Origin of the sequence: Streptomyces sp. NPDC006487 (assembly GCF_042870555.1) — a bacterium.
In the GTDB taxonomy this organism is placed as follows: Bacteria; Actinomycetota; Actinomycetes; order Streptomycetales; family Streptomycetaceae; genus Streptomyces.
On record NZ_JBIAHN010000010.1, the window covers coordinates 47,776 to 63,714 of the forward strand.

The 15,939-nt window shown below is 70.3% G+C and carries 16 protein-coding genes; 14 read left to right on the top strand and 2 right to left on the bottom strand.

Features of this window, described 5'->3' with window-relative positions; genetic code table 11:
* The first annotated feature begins 27 nt into the window (after window positions 1-27).
* Window positions 28-1,899 (top strand): serine/threonine-protein kinase, encoded by a 1,872-nt coding sequence (locus ACFYM0_RS18530; RefSeq protein ID WP_388502490.1) that lies wholly within the window; start codon window positions 28-30, stop codon window positions 1,897-1,899.
* Window positions 1,900-1,988: 89 nt separating this feature from the next.
* Here the strand turns inward: ACFYM0_RS18530 and ACFYM0_RS18535 are convergent, their stop codons facing one another.
* Both ACFYM0_RS18535 and ACFYM0_RS18540 read right to left on the bottom strand, forming a co-directional pair.
* On the bottom strand, window positions 1,989-3,326 hold the full coding sequence (locus tag ACFYM0_RS18535; RefSeq protein ID WP_388502492.1) for a M14 family metallopeptidase: 1,338 nt from the start codon (window positions 3,324-3,326) through the stop codon (window positions 1,989-1,991).
* Window positions 3,327-3,444: 118 nt separating this feature from the next.
* Window positions 3,445-5,184, bottom strand: coding sequence for a chitinase (locus ACFYM0_RS18540; RefSeq protein WP_388502494.1), 1,740 nt, complete (start codon window positions 5,182-5,184; stop codon window positions 3,445-3,447).
* A 311-nt stretch (window positions 5,185-5,495) separates the two neighbouring features.
* On the opposite strand from ACFYM0_RS18540, the gene ACFYM0_RS18545 reads away from it, so the two are divergent.
* From ACFYM0_RS18545 to ACFYM0_RS18605, 13 genes are all read left to right on the top strand, one after another.
* Window positions 5,496-6,428, top strand: a complete 933-nt coding sequence (locus ACFYM0_RS18545; protein WP_388502496.1) for a hypothetical protein — start codon at window positions 5,496-5,498, stop codon at window positions 6,426-6,428.
* 39 nt (window positions 6,429-6,467) lie between these two features.
* Window positions 6,468-7,172, top strand: a complete 705-nt coding sequence (gene cpaB, locus ACFYM0_RS18550; protein ID WP_388502498.1) for a Flp pilus assembly protein CpaB — start codon at window positions 6,468-6,470, stop codon at window positions 7,170-7,172.
* Window positions 7,173-7,179: 7 nt separating this feature from the next.
* On the top strand, window positions 7,180-8,493 hold the full coding sequence (locus ACFYM0_RS18555) for a CpaE family protein (RefSeq protein ID WP_388502499.1): 1,314 nt from the start codon (window positions 7,180-7,182) through the stop codon (window positions 8,491-8,493).
* Window positions 8,494-8,550: 57 nt separating this feature from the next.
* Complete coding sequence (locus ACFYM0_RS18560) at window positions 8,551-8,874, top strand: TadE/TadG family type IV pilus assembly protein (RefSeq protein WP_388502500.1); 324 nt, start codon at window positions 8,551-8,553, stop codon at window positions 8,872-8,874.
* A gap of 1 nt (window position 8,875) precedes the next feature.
* A complete protein-coding gene (locus ACFYM0_RS18565; RefSeq protein ID WP_388502502.1) occupies window positions 8,876-9,271 on the top strand; it encodes a TadE/TadG family type IV pilus assembly protein in 396 nt (131 codons plus the stop codon).
* Entirely contained in the window at window positions 9,268-10,638 is a 1,371-nt protein-coding gene (locus tag ACFYM0_RS18570; RefSeq protein WP_388502504.1) for a CpaF family protein, read from the top strand. The genes ACFYM0_RS18565 and ACFYM0_RS18570 overlap by 4 nt, the downstream gene beginning before the upstream one ends.
* Window positions 10,635-11,573, top strand: coding sequence for a type II secretion system F family protein (locus ACFYM0_RS18575; RefSeq protein WP_388502506.1), 939 nt, complete (start codon window positions 10,635-10,637; stop codon window positions 11,571-11,573). The genes ACFYM0_RS18570 and ACFYM0_RS18575 overlap by 4 nt, the downstream gene beginning before the upstream one ends.
* 13 nt (window positions 11,574-11,586) lie before the next feature.
* A complete protein-coding gene (locus tag ACFYM0_RS18580) occupies window positions 11,587-12,477 on the top strand; it encodes a DUF5936 domain-containing protein (protein WP_388503018.1) in 891 nt (296 codons plus the stop codon).
* 3 nt (window positions 12,478-12,480) lie between these two features.
* Entirely contained in the window at window positions 12,481-13,722 is a 1,242-nt protein-coding gene (locus ACFYM0_RS18585; protein ID WP_388502508.1) for a sensor histidine kinase, read from the top strand.
* Complete coding sequence (locus ACFYM0_RS18590; RefSeq protein WP_388502511.1) at window positions 13,722-14,408, top strand: response regulator; 687 nt, start codon at window positions 13,722-13,724, stop codon at window positions 14,406-14,408. The genes ACFYM0_RS18585 and ACFYM0_RS18590 overlap by 1 nt, the downstream gene beginning before the upstream one ends.
* Before the next feature lie 110 nt (window positions 14,409-14,518).
* Window positions 14,519-14,719: a hypothetical protein gene (locus ACFYM0_RS18595; protein ID WP_388502513.1), complete on the top strand. Its 201-nt coding sequence runs from the start codon at window positions 14,519-14,521 to the stop codon at window positions 14,717-14,719.
* Window positions 14,719-15,321 carry a pilus assembly protein TadG-related protein gene (locus tag ACFYM0_RS18600; protein WP_388502515.1) on the top strand — a complete coding sequence of 201 codons (603 nt, stop codon included), beginning with the start codon at window positions 14,719-14,721 and terminating at the stop codon, window positions 15,319-15,321. Before ACFYM0_RS18595 ends, ACFYM0_RS18600 begins: the two co-directional genes overlap by 1 nt.
* A 30-nt stretch (window positions 15,322-15,351) precedes the next feature.
* Window positions 15,352-15,939 (top strand): hypothetical protein, encoded by a 588-nt coding sequence (locus ACFYM0_RS18605; protein WP_388502517.1) that lies wholly within the window; start codon window positions 15,352-15,354, stop codon window positions 15,937-15,939.

Below are 15,939 nucleotides of genomic sequence, written 5' to 3' on the forward strand. Positions count from 1 at the left end.
GAACGCCGCCAGCAGGGACGGATCCTCATGAGCAGCGCACCTTCCGCAGGCATCTTCCAACCGCTCAAGGCGGACGATCCCGAAGTCGTGGGCGGTTACCGGCTCGCGGCGGTGCTCGGTGCGGGCGGCATGGGCAAGGTGTACCTCTCGTACACGCCGGGCGGCCGGCCCATCGCCATCAAGGTGATCCGGTCGGAGTTCAGCGAAGACCCGGAGTTCCGGCGGCGCTTCCAGCAGGAGGTGCGGTCCGCGGAACGGGTCCAGGGGCTCTACACCGCTCCGGTGATCGACTCGGACACCGAGGGCTCCCAGCCCTGGCTGGCCACGGCCTACGTGCCCGGCCCCTCCCTCGCGCACGCCGTGGCCCACCACGGCGCACTTCCGCCGCGCAGCGTGCTGCTGCTGGCCGTGGGGGTCGCCGAGGCCCTGACCGTCATCCACGGCGCAGGCATCGTCCACCGCGACCTGAAGCCCGCCAACGTCCTCCTCGCCTCCGACGGCCCGCGCGTCATCGACTTCGGCATCGCCCGCGCGGCCGACAGCACCGCCCTGACCAGCACCGGCGTCAGCGTCGGCACCCCGGCGTTCATGGCGCCCGAACAGGCCTCGGCGGGCACGATCAGCGCGGCCACCGACGTGTTCGCCCTCGGCCAGATCGCGGCCTTCGCGGCGATCGGGTCCTCCGTCTACGGGGACGGGCCCTCGCACGCCGTGCTCTACCGGATCGTGCACGAGGACCCCGATCTCAGCGGGCTGCCCGAGGAACTGCGGCCCCTGGTGACCCGCTGCCTCAGCCGCGACCCGGCCGACCGCCCGGCGCTGACCGAGGTCATCGCGCTGTGCCACGCCGCCTCGGGCACCGAGCCGCTGCGCCAGGGCGAGGACTGGCTGCCGCGCGCGGTCGCCGGTTCCATCACCGAGCGGGTGCACCTGCTGCCCGCCCCGGCGCCCACCCCGCCGCCGAAGCCGGTCACGCCGATTGCGACCGAGGTCTCCGCGCAGCCTCCGGCGCCCGTTGCCGCGCCCGGGTACGCGCCCACCGCAACGGCCGCCGCCCCGACGCAGGCCGCCCCGGCGCAGCCCGGACCGGCGACGGTGCCGCCCGGCTACGGGACACCGCCGCCGTACGCGCAGCCTCAGCACCGGCAGCCCTCGTACGCGCAGCCCACGTACCCGCAGTCCATGCACCCGCAGCCCGGGCACCCGCAGCCCCCGCGCCCGCAGCACTCGTACGCCCAGCCCTCGTACGCGCAGCCCGGGTGGGGGCAGGCCCCGTACCCGCCCGCGCCGGCCCGCCCCAAGCGGACCGGGCTGATCGTCACGCTGTCCGTCGTGGGCGCGGTCATCGGGCTCGCCGTCCTCGGGAACCTGCTGCCGGACGACTCCAAGAAGAACGGTGCGGCCGGATCACCCGGCAGCGGCAGCGGCGGCGGCACGGCGAGCGCGAGCGCCTCGCCGGGTGGGTCCGGCAAGCGCGCCGACCCGAAGCCGGTCTCGTACGAGCGCATCGAGATGCCCGAGAACCACCAGGTGATGTTCGCCGACAATCCGCCGCGCCCCGCCGAGACCAAGAGCGGCGTGCTCTACGGAAGCGGCGACCTCTTCTACTACCGGGACACCCTCTTCGGGGACGAGAAGTTCGGTACGGACAACGGCAAGCTCGTCCTGCTGAACAACTCCGAGAAGGGTTCCCTGGAGACCTGCCGCACGGTGACGCGCTTCACCGAGAAGCTCGGCCTCGACGAGCTCACGGACGGTTCGCAGGTCTGCGTGCTGAGCAAGGCCGGGCACATCGCCGTGGCGACCTTCCGCGGCCGGACGGGCGACAAGGAGTCGACCCGGTACCTCACCGTCGACCTCACGATCTGGCGCAACGCCCAGGACGCGGCGAAGGACTAGCCCGGTCGCACGCGAAGGGGCGCCCCCCTGGCGGTGGGGCGCCCCGGTTCACGTGACGACAAGTGCTACGGGCAGTACTACGGGCAGTACTACGGGCAGTACTGCGCCTGCTTGCCGATCGACCGGTACATGCAGTCCGCGTTCTCCAGGAGCTGCAGCACCGCGTCCTTGTTGCGCGCCGTCTCGCGGTCGATGACCTCGTCCGGCGGGTAGAAGCCGCCGCCGCCCGAGCCGGTCGGGTACATCTCGAAGGTGTAGGCGAAGATCTTCTGGTTGCCCCACAGCCAGTCGTCGATCGTCCCGTCGGTGATGTACAGGTCGCTCGACTGCTCCGGCGTGTAGCCGTTGCTGGCCGCCATGCTGGTGCCGATCTTCTTGTACACGGCCAGGTCGTCGGCGGTCAGTCCGGGCGCCGTGTCGTTGTACGTCCACCCGTACGGCCACAGCACGAGCTCGCTGTACGTGTGGAAGTCGATGGCCGCCGTGATCTGCTGCTTGCCGCCGACCACGCGGCTGCGCACGAAGTCGGAGACCACCTTCACCTCGGGCGCCGACTCGGCGGCCGCACCCCGGTAGGTCTCGGAGCTCTTGCTGCTGCTGGAGCCGCCGCAGCAGCCCCACTTGTAGTTCCAGTTGCGGTTCTCGTCCGTGCCGACGTAGGAGGAGCCGGCGTTCGGCTGCCGGTTCTTGCGCCAGGAGCGGTACGAGCCGGAGGCGATGTCGTACTCGCCGCCGTCCGGGTTCAGGTCGGGGATGATCCAGATCTCGCGGCCGTTGACCATGTTGGTGACGCGCGAGTCCGTGCCGTACTTGGAGCCGAACTCCTTGAGCAGGTACAGGGCCATCTCGACCGTCAGGTGCTCACGGGCGTGCTGGTGCGCGGTGAAGAGCACCTCGGGCTCGGCCTCGTCGGTCGCGACGTTGTCGCTGATCTTGATCGCGATGAGGTCCCGGCCCTCGTAGGACTTTCCGATGACCCGCTTGCTCATCAGTGCGGGGTACTGGGCGATGCGCTGATTGATCTCCGCGTTCGCCTCGGCGTAGTTGTGGTAGAGCGCGTCCTTCGAGGGGAAGTCGTTGATCCCGGCGGCGATGTCGCGCCCGTCGGAGCGGTCCGGCGGTCCGGGCAGCGCGGTCAGCTCGTAGCCGAGGGCGCGCAGCTTCTTGGCCTGCATGGGGTCGGCGCTGACGACGACCGAGCGGGCGTCCACCTCGTCGATGGAGGCGCCGGTACGGAGCAGGGCGGTGCGTTCCGTCGCCGTGGACGGACCCTGGATCTCGTACTGGGTGATCGACTCGTCCTGGGTGGCGGTCGACGGGGCGGATGGCGGGGCTGCCGTCGCGCTCATGCCGTAGGCGGGTGCGCCGAGCGCGAGCGCGAGAAGGGCCGCCGTGACGGCGGCCCTTCGGCGGTGGTGGAGCCGCATGCGTTCTCCTGGGTGGGAGTGTGGGGGTAGCCGTGCGGACGCGCACAGCGTGCTCTCGTGGCATGTCCGGGTCAAGAACCCGAAACCGGCCAATCGGCCATCCCCACACACCTACCGGTTACGGCAGGCCGTGGACCTTCGGACCCACCGCGTTGGACCAAGCGCTACCCGCCTTGGCGTCCCAGTTGGTCGACCAGGTCATCGCGCCGCGCAGCCCCGGGTAGGTCTTCGACGGCTTGAAGCTCCCGCAGGCCGTGCCCCTGGCCAGGCAGTCCAGCGCGTTGTTCACGATGGCCGGCGAGACGTAGCCGCTGCCCGCGCCGCTGGGGGAGGCCGGGACCCCGATGCCCACCTGCGAGGGGTCGAGACCGCCCTCCAGCTGGATGCAGGCCAGCGCGGTGAGGAAGTCCACCGAGCCCTGGGAGTAGACCTTGCCGTCGCAGCCGAGCATCGCGCCGCTGTTGTAGTACTGCATGTTGACGACGGTCAGGATGTCCTTCACCGCGAGCGCCGTCTTGAAGTAGCCGCCCTGCGTGGACTGCATGTCGATGGTCTGCGGGGCCATGGTGAGGACGAGCGAGGGCCCGGCCTTTGCCGCCAGCGCGCGCAGCGCCTGGGTCATGTAGGTCGGGTTCAGGCCGTTCTCCAGGTCGATGTCGATCCCGGTGAAGCCGTACTCCTGCATGAGCGCGTACGCGGAGTTCGCGAGGTTGGTCGCGGACGCCGAGTCGTTGACCGAGATGGTGCCCTTCTCGCCGCCGATGGACAGGATGACGGACTTGCCGGCCGCCTTCTTCGCGGCGATGTCCGCCTTGAACTGGGGGACCGTGTAGCCACCGAGGCCGGCCGAGTCGAGGTTGAAGGTGATGCCGCCGGGCGTGCTCGTGGCGTCGGCGAAGGAGACGGCGATGATGTCGTACTGCGCGGAGACGTCGGAGATCTTCTGGACGGTCGCGCCGTTGTTGAAGTTCTGCCAGTAGCCGGTCACCGCGTGCTTGGGCACCGCCGGGTTCGGGTTGCCGCCCCCGCCGCCGGTGGTGGTGCCGGGGACGGCCGCGCCCTTGGCGCCCTCGCCGGCCGCGTTGTACGCGCTCACCTGGAAGGAGTACGTGGTCGACGCGGCGAGCCCGGTGATCTGTGCGGAGGTGCCCGAGGTCACGGTCTGGACGCGGACGCCGTCCTGATACACGTAATAGCCGGTGGCTCCGCTGACCGTGTTCCACGAAAGGGTGAGCCCGCTGGAGCTCTGGCCGGAAACGGCGCTGCCGGCCGGGGCGCCGGGGATGGTCGGCGAGGGGTCGGTGCCGCCTCCGCCGTCGGGGCCGAAGACGCTGAACTCGTCGACCACGAAGCCCGGCTGGCCGTACCAGCCGTGGGTGTAGACGGTGACCTGGGTGGTGCTGGGGCCGGTGGTGAAGGTGGTCGACAGCTTCTGGAAGCCGCCGCCGGTGCCCGGGGTCCAGGTGGAGACGTCCTGGGTGCCGGTCCCGGTCGCGCCGAGGTACACGTACGAGCCGTTCACCTGCTGGCTGAGCGTGTAGGTCGAGCCGGGCTTGACGGTGACGACCTGGCTGCACCGGGCGTTGTCCTGGCCCGCCGGGGTGGCCTTGAGGGCGCCGGCCCCCGCGAAGACGGGGGAGGAGACGACGGCGCCGCTGCCGGAGGTGCACGTCCAGTTGGCGAGGCCGGACTCGAAGCCGCCGTTGCGGACGACGTTGACGTCGGCGGCCTGGGCGGTGCCGGTGGCCAGGGCGGTGAGCCCGGCGGCGGCGAGGGTCACGGCGAGCGGGATGGCGAGGGAGCGTATGCGGTTCACGTGGGCTCCGGTGGGGGGAGTGGGGAAGTGAGGACGCGTCATAGGCATGTCTGGGGCAAGTGGGGTGCCCCAGGGCCAAGTTGGTCTAGTCCAATGTCCGTGTCAAGAGTGTTTGCAATATGGCTTGAACTGATCGACCCTGCCGTCGCCTTCCGATCCTTGTTGTCCGGATTTTCCCGCTCTCCGTGACACGTGCCGGTGGCACGGGAATTCGCAAGGCCCTGCCCTGTCAGGAAGGACGCGGATATGGTGCTGGAGCAAGGGGGAAGGGTGTTGATCGTTTGCGGTCGCGCAGCATGCGCGCACGCACCGCGCTCAGGGGAACACCTGTGGATGACCGGGTGAACGGGGGGATGCGCGTGCCGATCGCCATTGCTGTCACCAGCGCCGATCTGGTGCTGCCGGCCCCGGACCGGCACACCCCGGCCGCCGCCGTACTGTCGCCGCCCGAGGAGCTCGACCTGGAGGGCGCGCTCGCCCAGACGGCCGGCCTCCTGGAGCGCCACGGCCACCTCGTGGTCCTCGTGCCGTCCTGGCTGCGGGCCTCCGCCGTCCGCCGCCTGCACACCGTCCGGGCCATCCTGGAGACCGACCGGATCGCCCTCGTGGACGTCGATCTCCCGCCGCTGGGAACCGGCCTGCTGGCACGTCAGCTGCGCCAGCTCAGCGTCAGCGACTTCAGCCCCGGAGTCCTGGCCTCCGCCGCCCGGCTCCTCGCGCACTACATCTACGCGGGGGCCCTGCTCGGCTCGGTCGCCAAGCTGGACCGGGTGCCGGTAGGACTCAAGGCGCACGCCAAGTCCTGGTCCCCGAACGCCCAGTTCGCCGTACTGGCCAACCCGGCCCCGCACCTGGTCAAACTGGGCTCGGGCTCCGGCGGAACCCACGGCGGCGGGGCCACGTTCCCCCCGGGCCCCGAGTTCGCCACGCACCTCACCTTCGCCCGCGGCCAGCTCACCACCGACTGGGTGGCCACCGACCTGGCCCCCGCCTGGCGGGTCCAGGGCGTCATGGAGAACCAGCTGCCCGCCGACTCGCCCGCCTGGTGGGGCACGCCGAAGCTGGTGGAGTTCGCGGCCGCCATCCCGGACCCCTCGGTGCTGTACCAGCTCGTCGCCTCCGTCCGCCGCGAGGAGTGCCGCTGGTGCGGCTTCGAGCTCATCGGCGACCGCTGCGGCTTCTGCGCCGCCCCGCTCCTCGCGCCGGCAGCCCCGCCCCCGACGGCGGCCGGGTCCGGATCCGGCTCCGCGGCCCAGCTCCGTCCCAGATCCAGATCCAGACACTGACCGGCCCGAACGAATGAAGAACGGCGAGGTAAGACGGCCATGAACTCACGCCAGCGCCGCGGCGTCATCCTGCTGATCCTGTCGGTCCTGTGCGCCCTCGCCGCCTTCGGCGGAGTCCTCGTGGTGGTGGGAGACGTCAACTCCAAGGTCGGCAACGAGGTCGCCGCCTACCGGGTGAAGGGCGACATAGCCCCGTACACCCCCCTGGCGGCCGGCCAGTTCGAGCAGGTCACGGTCCCGAAGCGATGGCTGTCCGAGACCGCCGTCACCGACCTGGCCGTACTCAAGGACAAGCTGGCGCTCACCGCCCTGAAGAAGGGCTCGCTCCTCCAGAGCGACATGTTCGTCGACAAGCCGAAGCTCCAGGCCGGGGAGCAGGAGATCGCGATCATGATCGACGCCTCGACGGGCGTGGCGGGCAAGATCACCCCCGGATCCAAGGTCAACATCATCGGCACCTACAAGGGCAAGAAGCCGACCGACCCCGACCTGTCCGTGGTCATGGTGGCCAACGCCCGCGTCATCAACGTCGGCAAGCTCACCCCCCTCGACCCCAAGGACAGCGAGCGCAAGGGCGCCGCCGAGGCGGTCCCGATCACCTTCGCCCTGTCCACCAAGGACACCCAGCGCGTCGCCTACGCCGAGTCCTTCGCGGTGCACGTACGCCTGGCCCTGGTGGCCCCCGGCACCGATTCGGCGCCCAATCCGGGCGACCACTTCTACACCCTCGAAGGGGACAGGTGAGGCGCCGATGACCACTCGCATCCTCCCCGCGGTCGGCGACCCGGAATCCGCGCGCATCATCGCCACCCTGCTCAGCCAGCTCCCGGGCGCCGAGCCGGCCGCCCCCGTCCCCGACTCCACCTTCCTCCTCGACATGCTCGCCCGGCTGGCTGGCGAGTCGATCGACGAGCTGCCCGAGGTGGTCCTCGTACACGAGCGGATCGGTCCGCTCCCCGCCCTGGAGCTGATCCGCGAGGTCGCCCTGCGCTTCCCCGCGGTCGGCGTCGTCCTCCTCACCTCCGACGCGAGCCCCGCGCTCTTCTCCGCCGCCATGGACTCCGGCGCCCGCGGCCTGATCGGCCTGCCCCTCGCCTACGAGGAGCTCGCCGCCCGCGTCCAGGCCGCCGCCCAGTGGTCCGTGGGCGTACGCCGCCACCTGGGCCGGGGCCCGGAGCTGCCCAGCGGGCCGGGCGGCAGGGTCGTCACGGTCACCGGGGCCAAGGGCGGGGTCGGCGCCACCTTCGCGGCCGTGCAGTTCGCGCTCGCCGCGGTGGCCGCCGGCCGGCGTACGGCGCTGGTCGACCTGGACCTCCAGGCCGGCGACATCGGCTCGTACCTCGACGTGCAGTTCCGCCGCTCCATCGCCGATCTCGCCGGCATCCAGGACATCTCCCCGCGCGTCCTCCAGGACGCGGTCTACGACGACCGCACGGGGCTCGCGCTGCTCCTGGCCCCGGCGGACGGCGAACGGGGCGAGGAGGTCGACGACCGCGCCGCCCGGCACGTGATCGCCGCCCTGCGCGCCCGCTACGAGCTGGTCGTCATCGACTGCGGCACCCAGGTGACCGGCGCCAACGCCGCCGCGGTGGAGCTGGCCGACGTGGCCGTCCTGGTCACCACCCCCGACGTGGTCGCCGTACGGGCGGCCAAGCGGATGGTCCGGATGTGGGAACGGCTCCAGGTCAGGAAGGCGGAGGAGACGACGACGGTCGTCAACCGCTGGACCAAGCAGACGGAGATCCAGCCCGCCCTGATCCAGAAGATCACCAAGACCCGGGCCGTACGCACCCCCGTGCCGGCCGCCTTCAAGGAACTCCAGGCCGTCGTGGACGCGGGCCGGGTGCAGGACCTCGACAACCGCTCGACGGTCAAGCAGGCCCTGTGGGCGGTGGCGGGGGAGCTGGGACTGCTGACCGCCCCCGACGCGGAGCCGGCCGCCGTCCCCGAGCAGCCGGGCGCGGGCGTCGCCCTGGCCGTACGCGGCTCCGGCCCGGTGGCCCGGCTGCGCGGCGGCGACCGGGGCGCCTTCGGACCGTGGTCGCGGCGCGGGCGGGAGGGCTGAGGGGTGTCGGGGCGGAGACGGTTCCGTTTCCGGGACCAGGGGGACCAGGGTCAGGTCGTGATCGAGTTCGTCGGCATGCTGCCCTACATCCTGCTGATCGTGGTGGCGGTGTGGGAGTGCGTGCTGATCGGCTACGCGTACTCCCTGGCCGGGAACGCGGCGGACGAGTCGGCGCGGGCCGGGGCGGTGCACGGCGCCGGTGCGTGCCAGGAGGCCGCGGGGGAGCACATCGGTGCCGCCTGGACCATGGCCGCGACCTGCGGGAGATCGGGGAACCTCTACAAGGCGGAGGTTCGTCTCAACCTCCCGATCCTGTTCCCGGGGTTCAACATCGGCGTCCCCATCATCGGCACGGGCGGCTCTCCGAACGAGGAGGAGTGACATGAACCGGATCCGGATCTGTGGTGTCCGCCGCGGCGATCGTGACCAGGGCCAAGTCGCCCTGGAGTACATCGGTTTCCTCCCCATCCTGCTGCTGGTCGCGCTCGGCGGCATCCAGCTGGGCTGGTCCGCGTACGTGGTCCAGCAGGCCCAGACCGCCGCCCGTGCGGCGGCGCGCGCGGAGGCGCGCGATCCGGGTGCGGGTGTGGCTGCCGGCCTGCAGGCGATCTCGCCGAGCCTCGCCGCGGGAGCGGAGATCGAGCCGACCAAGACCCGGGACGCGGTCAGGATGACGGTGACCCTCACGATCGAATCGATCATTCCGGGGATGGGCGACCTTCCAGTCACCCGGAGCGCCGTCATGCCCAACGACGACCCCGAGGTGACCGGACCATGAGCCTGCGTTCCAGGGTGAACACCCCCGACGACCGCCACAACCCGCGCGAGGACGGCCGCCTGGTCTCCTCATACCGCGCGAAGCTGCTGGAGGAGATCGACCTCGCCGAGATGTCCGCGCTCGCGCCGGCCGAGCGCCGAGCGCGCCTGGAGCGCGTACTCGGCCACATCATCAGCCGCGAGGGACCGGTCCTCTCCACCGCCGAGCGCGCCCAGCTCATCCGCCGCGTCGTGGACGAGGCCCTCGGCCTCGGCGTGCTCGAACCGCTCCTCGAAGACCCCACCATCTCCGAGATCATGGTCAACGGCCCCGACCAGATCTTCGTGGAGCGCTCCGGCCGCGTGGAGCAGCTCCCTCTCCGCTTCGCCTCGCACGAGCAGCTGATGCAGACCATCGAGCGCATCGTCTCCACGGTCAACCGCCGTGTGGACGAAGCGAATCCGATGGTCGACGCCCGCCTGCCCAGCGGCGAGCGCGTCAACGTGATCATCCCGCCGCTCTCGCTGACCGGCGCCACCCTCACGATCCGCCGCTTCCCTCGAGCCTTCACCCTGCACGAGATGATCGGCCTCGGTTCGCTGGACGAGCAGATGCTGCTCCTGCTGTCGGGCCTGGTCACGGCCAAGCTGAACGTGATCGTCTCCGGGGCCACCGGCACCGGCAAGACCACCCTCCTCAATGCCCTCTCCGGCCTGATCCCGGAGGGCGAGCGCATCATCACGATCGAGGACTCCGCCGAGCTCCAGCTCCAGCAGGCACACGTCATCCGGCTCGAGTCCCGCCCGCCTAACGTGGAGGGCAAGGGCCAGATCACCATCCGCGACCTGGTCCGCAACTCCCTGCGCATGCGCCCCGACCGCATCATCGTCGGCGAGGTCCGCGGCGGCGAGACGCTCGACATGCTCCAGGCGATGTCCACCGGCCACGACGGTTCGCTTGCCACCGTGCACGCGAACAGTGCCATCGACGCCCTGATGCGCCTGCAGACCCTCGCCTCGATGTCGGAGGTCGAGGTCCCCTTCGAGGCCCTCCAGGACCAGATCAACAGCGCCGTCAACGTCATCGTCCAGCTGACCCGCTTCGGCGACGGCATGCGCCGCATCACCGAGATCTCCCTCCTCGACTCCCACGGCCGCGAGCCCTTCCGGATCACGACGGTGTGCCGCTTCGCGGCTCAGCCCATGGGACCCGACGGCCGCGTCCACGGCCGCTTCGAGTACTACCCGCTGCCGCGCTGGCTCGCCGACCGCCTCTACATGAACAACCAGCCGATCCCACAGGCCTTCGGGGTCGCACCGGCTGACGCACCCTTCACCGACCCGCTCACCGGCCCCCTCCCCGCCCGCATCACCCGGACCGCCCTGTGAACCCACTGATCTCGCTCACCCTCGGCGCCACGCTGCTGACCTGCGTCCTGGCGGTCCTCGGCATCCACGCCTACTCGACGGGCCGCGCCCAGCGCGCTGCGCTCATCGAGCGCCTCTCGGCGACCGGTCTGCCGGCGACCCTCGGTCGCACGCGCCGGTTCCCGGGCGTGGACCGGCGCCTGCGCAAGACCAGGCTGGGCCGCGGCATCGGGCGCAAGCTCGCGGTGACCGGACTCGACCTCACCGTCGGCGAGTACTTCGTCTACATGCTGGCCGCGGTCGCCGGGATCTGGCTGGTCGCGGCCTCCTTCCTGGCACCCTTCTTCGGTCCGGTGGCCGGCCTGATCGCCCTGTGGGGGGCCAACGCCTTCCTCAACTGGCAGCGGTCGCGCCGCACCGAGCGGTTCATCAACCAGCTCCCCGACGTGGCCCGGATCCTCGCCAACGCCACACAGGCCGGCCTGGCTCTGCGCACGGCCATCGGCATGGCCGCCGAGGAACTGGACGCACCGGCCGGCGAGGAGCTGGCGCGAGTGGCCGACCGGCTCGCGGTCGGCCACCCCATGGAAGAAGCTCTGGGCGAGATCGAGGAACGGCTGCCTTCGCGGGAACTGGTCGTCCTGGTCTCCACCCTTGTCCTGTCTGCCCGCGCGGGCGGCGCGATCGTGGGCAGCCTGCGCAACCTGACGGTGACGCTGGAGCAGCGGAAGGAGACCCGCCGTGAGGTCCGTACGCAGCTGTCCCAGGTGACGGTCACGGCGTACCTGGTACCCGTCATGGGCGTCGGCTCGCTCCTCCTGGTGGACGCGATGATGCCCGGCGCGCTGGACCGCATGACGGGGTCCGTCGTCGGGCAGAGCGCCGTCCTGGTCGCGCTGGGGCTCTTCGCGCTCGGCTTCGTCTTCATCCGCCGCCTGACCAAGATCGCCGTCTGAGGAGGCCGGAATGATCGCGCTGCTCCTGGCCCTGGCCGTGGCCCTGTCGGTCTTCGGCGTGTTCCACGGCATCCGGCTCTACCGCGCCGACACCAAGCTCCCGAGCGACCTGATGCTGGCCCTGGAGGTCGGCGCCACCCGTACGACGGCCGTCGGCTCGCTCATCGACCGCGCCGGAATCCGCTACGCGCCGCTGATACTGCGCCTGATGGGCCCGGACAGGGTGGCACGCAAACGCCGCCAGATCGACAGGGCCGGAAACCCGTCCGGCCTGACCATCGACCGCTACGCCGCACGCCGTGCCGTCTATGCTCTCCTGGGTGGTGTGGGGGCCTTCGCCATGCTGATCAACGGGCAGTTGGTCCTGGCGCTGGTCATGGTCGCCTTCGGGATCTTCTGGATCGAGGCCGGTCTCTGGTCGGCGATCCGGATCCGCCGCGATCACATCGAGCGGACCCTGCCGGACTTCCTGGACGTATTGGCCGTGGTCGTCAGCGCGGGGATCGGCTTCCGGCCCGCGCTGGAACGGGTGGCGGACAAGTACGAGGGCCCGTGGTCCGACGAGATCAGGATCACCTTGCAGCAGATGACCATGGGGGTCAGCCGCCGTCAGGCCTTCGACGAGCTGCGCCGACGCAATGACTCGGAGCAGGTGGCGCAGTTCGTCACCGCCCTCCAGCAGGGCGAGGAACTCGGCTCCCCGATCGTCGACACCCTGATTGCAATCGCCGAGGACATGCGCCGCACCGATGCCCAGAACGCCCGCCGACGGGCCGCCAGGGCCGTCCCGAGGGCGACCTTCGCCGTCACCACCTTCATGCTGCCCGGCACGATGATCCTGTTGATCGGCGGGTTCGTGTATGGAGCGGACGTCGACTTCAGCGATCTGTTCGGGGGCGGCTGAGCCATGACGGCCTCTCTGGACGTCACGACGTCTGCCGCCGCCCGGGACCGCCCGTCCGCAGGCTCCGCAGTGCGGTTGCCGATTTCCCTCCAGGTCAATGCCCTGCAGGCGCTGTGCCGCCAGGTCTTCGCGTTTCGCCTCGTGATGATCGCCCTCGGGACCCCGGTCGTGCTCAGCCGCACGGCACCCGGGGCACCGACGCACCTGGCAGGCGGCGCGGTCCTCCTCACCTTCCTGCTGTCCTACGTCCTGTTCCGCGAATGGGAGCGCTTCGGACCGCTGCTCCTGCGCCACCGCTGGCCGCTGGCGGTCGACTGGATGTTCTTCGGCGGGCTCCTGTTCCTGACGGCCACCCCCGGCACCAGCTCGCCGCTCCTCCTCGCCTCGGTGTGCACCCCGCTGCTGGCCGGGATCGTCTACGCCCGGGGCGGCGCGGCCGTCTACGCGATCGTCCAGGCGGCCGTGGTGGCGGTCGTAGCCGAGGCACTGGTTCTGGCGGTGTGCTGCGTCCTGGCGGGCGCGGCCGGGGCGAGCCTGCGCGGCCTGTTCCTCCGTTTCGGGACGGCCGGCGAGGCCCTGCTGGAGACGAAGGCCCGCCAGGCGGTGGCGGAGGCAGTACAGGTCGAACGGGACCACCTGGCAAGAGAGTTGCACGACTCCGTCGCGAAGACCCTGCACGGTCTGGCCCTCGCCGCCGAAGCCCTGACCCGAACCTCCGACCCGGCGGCCCTCCGCCGACAGGCCGCCCTGATATCCGGCGCGGCCCGCCGTGCGGTCGCGGAGTCCCGGGACGTACTGACCGACCTGCGCCGGGACCCGGACGCGCCGGGGGTGTCACTGGCCTCGGAACTCCAGGCCCGGATAGCCCCGGGCGAGGCTGAGCTGCGCCTGACGGGCACGCTCCCGGTGGTCCCCTCCCCAGTGGCCCGGCACCTGCTGGCGGTGGCGGGGGAGGCCCTGGAGAATGCCCGGCGGCATGCGGGAGCCGCGCGGATCACCGTCGAGGCGGCTGTGGCTGCCCCTGACTTGGTACTGGTGATCGAAGACGACGGACGCGGGCTTCCGGGCGATGTTGACCTTACGTCGCTGTCCGGCACGGGCCGTTTCGGCTTGGTGGGCATGGCGGAGCGAGCAGCCGCGATCGGTGCCCGTCTGCACATCGGAGCCCGCCCGGGTGGGCAGCCGGGGACGCAGGTCCGGCTGGCCCTTCCGCTGGCGGCCCTCGCTCTGGGGGGTGGTGTGTGATGGCGCCGCTGCGCGTACTCATCGCCGACGACAACCCGGTCGTACGGGCAGGTCTGGCGGCCCTCCTGGCTGCCGCGGAGGGGATCCAGGTGGCGGCCGAGGCGGTGGACGGCCGCGAGGCGCTGCATCTGACCCGGCTCCATGCGCCTGATGTGGTCCTGCTGGACGTCCGGATGCCGGGGGTGGACGGCATCTCTGCACTGCCCCACCTCGTACAGCTCGCGCCCGTGCTGATGCTGACGTACAGCCAGGAGTCGGAGATCGTCCGCGAGGCGCTGTTGTTGGGTGCGGGTGGCTATCTGGTGCACGGCGAATTCACGCCGGACTACCTCGTCGCAGCCGTCCGCGACGTCCGCGCCGGGCGGGCGCATTTCAGCCCGACGGCGGCGAGTGCGGTGCTCGCGGAACTGCGGACCTCTTCGCACCAGCAACGAACTGTGGGACAGTCGACGGAGCGTCTTCCCAACCATGCTGTGTTCGGGCTGAGTTCACGTGAGGAGGAGGTCATGGATCTCATCGCTTCCGGTATGAGTAACCAGCAGATCGCAGCCAGTTGCTTTATCAGTGAGAAGACGGTCAAGAACCACATCAACCGGATCTTCGCGAAGCTCCAGACCGCCACGCGCAGCGAGGCGATAGCCCGTTGGCTGGGAACCGCCCGTCCGGGGGTGGCTGGCCATGGGTAGACGGAGTGCGCAGTGGGTCCGTAATTGGGTCCCGGGACCCTTTGCAACTGCTGGTGTGTCGACGTACCGTCCGCGAACCGATATCGGCGCCGGCTCTGGAGAGGACTCCCATGCAGAACCTCAAGCTGCTCAAGGCGATCGTCGAGCGGAAGAACCGGATGCGGCGGGGTGGGGACGAGGGGCAGACGGTCTTCGAGTACCTGGGGATCATCGTGATCATTGCGTTGATCATCGCGGCGATCATCGGGTCTGGACTCGCGGCCAACATTGCGGCCGCCATCTCAGCGGTCTTGGCGGACATCACGTCCTGATGGCCAGGGCGGTGTCGCGTGACGCGGGGCAAGTTCTCCCCTTCTACGCCGCGATGATGGCATGTCTGCTCTTTGCTGCGTTGGCCTTCGTCGTCGTCGGGATGGCGGGGGCCACGCGCAGCGATGCGCAGGGCGCCGCCGACGCAGCGGCGCTCGCGGCTGCCCAGGAGGTCAGGGACAACGCGTTCAGGGGCAGGAATCTCCTCACTCTCACACCGGAGGACTGGGAGGAGATCATCAGGGGTCGTCACTTCGATACCGAAGGGGCTTGTGCCAAGGCGACTGCCTTCGCCGGCACGAACGACGCCACTGCGGCATGCGACTTCGACGTCCCGGAGTTCACCGTCTCGGTGACGACCAACGGCACAGTCGGGGATTCGGTCGTCCCCGGGACCGAGAACGTGCATGGCCGCGCCACTGCAACGGCCCTGATCGAACCACGGTGTTCCCTGCAACCCGCGCCCACCCCGCCACCACCCGAGGGTGGCGGCCCTGTCGACATTCAGTGCCGGGACGGATCGGTGATCATCGTGAATCCGTCAGATCCTGGGTCTTTGTACAAGCTGGCGAGGAAACTCTTCGTTGTGCGACTGGCCGACTGACATCGAACGAGAGACAAGGAAACGGCGTACATGAGCATGCGGCAGAAGGCGAAGGTCCGCGGGGGAGCGGCCGTTGTGGTTGCGGCGGTCTTGGCCCTCGCGTTGGCCGGGTGCGGCGGAGGTGGCGAGAAAGCGAAGGAGCCGACGAAGTCCGCGACTCCCCAGAGTCAGGAAAGTAGCCCTCAGCAGCCCGCGCCCACGGCAAGTAAGGGCTCGGGGCCTCTCGAGGTGATCGCTACGGCGCAAGGGCCGTCCGGCGTTGTCGTGGAGCTAAATTCGGCTGTACGCGACCAAGATGGGTACGTCACCGTCAGCGGTCAGATCAAGAACACAGGTTCCACCACGTTCTCCAACATCGGGCCCTTGCGCGGTGATGAGAAGACTGCCAGTCCCGCGTCGGTTGCCGGCGCAAGTTTGGTCGACGCCGTGGGCAAGAAGCGTTACCTCGTGCTGCGTGACACGGAGGGACGTTGTGCATGCACTACCGGTCTCGCGTTCATCAAGAGCGGGGAGAGCGCCGGCTTCTTCGCTCAGTTCCCCGCACCACCAGCCACCACCACCGAGGTCGTGTTCGGTCTGCCGACCTTTGCCGCGGCCACCATCAAAATATCCGGGTGA

What these genes read in the sequence shown, in the direction of transcription:
- ACFYM0_RS18530 (WP_388502490.1), top strand. Translation starts at nt 28, where the DNA reads ATGAGCAGCGCACCTTCCGCAGGCATCTTCCAACCGCTCAAGGCGGAC.
- ACFYM0_RS18535 (WP_388502492.1), bottom strand. Translation starts at nt 3,326, where the DNA reads ATGCGGCTCCACCACCGCCGAAGGGCCGCCGTCACGGCGGCCCTTCTC.
- ACFYM0_RS18540 (WP_388502494.1), bottom strand. Translation starts at nt 5,184, where the DNA reads ATGACGCGTCCTCACTTCCCCACTCCCCCCACCGGAGCCCACGTGAAC.
- ACFYM0_RS18545 (WP_388502496.1), top strand. Translation starts at nt 5,496, where the DNA reads ATGCGCGTGCCGATCGCCATTGCTGTCACCAGCGCCGATCTGGTGCTG.
- cpaB (WP_388502498.1), top strand. Translation starts at nt 6,468, where the DNA reads ATGAACTCACGCCAGCGCCGCGGCGTCATCCTGCTGATCCTGTCGGTC.
- ACFYM0_RS18555 (WP_388502499.1), top strand. Translation starts at nt 7,180, where the DNA reads ATGACCACTCGCATCCTCCCCGCGGTCGGCGACCCGGAATCCGCGCGC.
- ACFYM0_RS18565 (WP_388502502.1), top strand. Translation starts at nt 8,876, where the DNA reads ATGAACCGGATCCGGATCTGTGGTGTCCGCCGCGGCGATCGTGACCAG.
- ACFYM0_RS18570 (WP_388502504.1), top strand. Translation starts at nt 9,268, where the DNA reads ATGAGCCTGCGTTCCAGGGTGAACACCCCCGACGACCGCCACAACCCG.
- ACFYM0_RS18585 (WP_388502508.1), top strand. Translation starts at nt 12,481, where the DNA reads ATGACGGCCTCTCTGGACGTCACGACGTCTGCCGCCGCCCGGGACCGC.
- ACFYM0_RS18590 (WP_388502511.1), top strand. Translation starts at nt 13,722, where the DNA reads ATGGCGCCGCTGCGCGTACTCATCGCCGACGACAACCCGGTCGTACGG.
- ACFYM0_RS18595 (WP_388502513.1), top strand. Translation starts at nt 14,519, where the DNA reads ATGCAGAACCTCAAGCTGCTCAAGGCGATCGTCGAGCGGAAGAACCGG.
- ACFYM0_RS18600 (WP_388502515.1), top strand. Translation starts at nt 14,719, where the DNA reads ATGGCCAGGGCGGTGTCGCGTGACGCGGGGCAAGTTCTCCCCTTCTAC.
- ACFYM0_RS18605 (WP_388502517.1), top strand. Translation starts at nt 15,352, where the DNA reads ATGAGCATGCGGCAGAAGGCGAAGGTCCGCGGGGGAGCGGCCGTTGTG.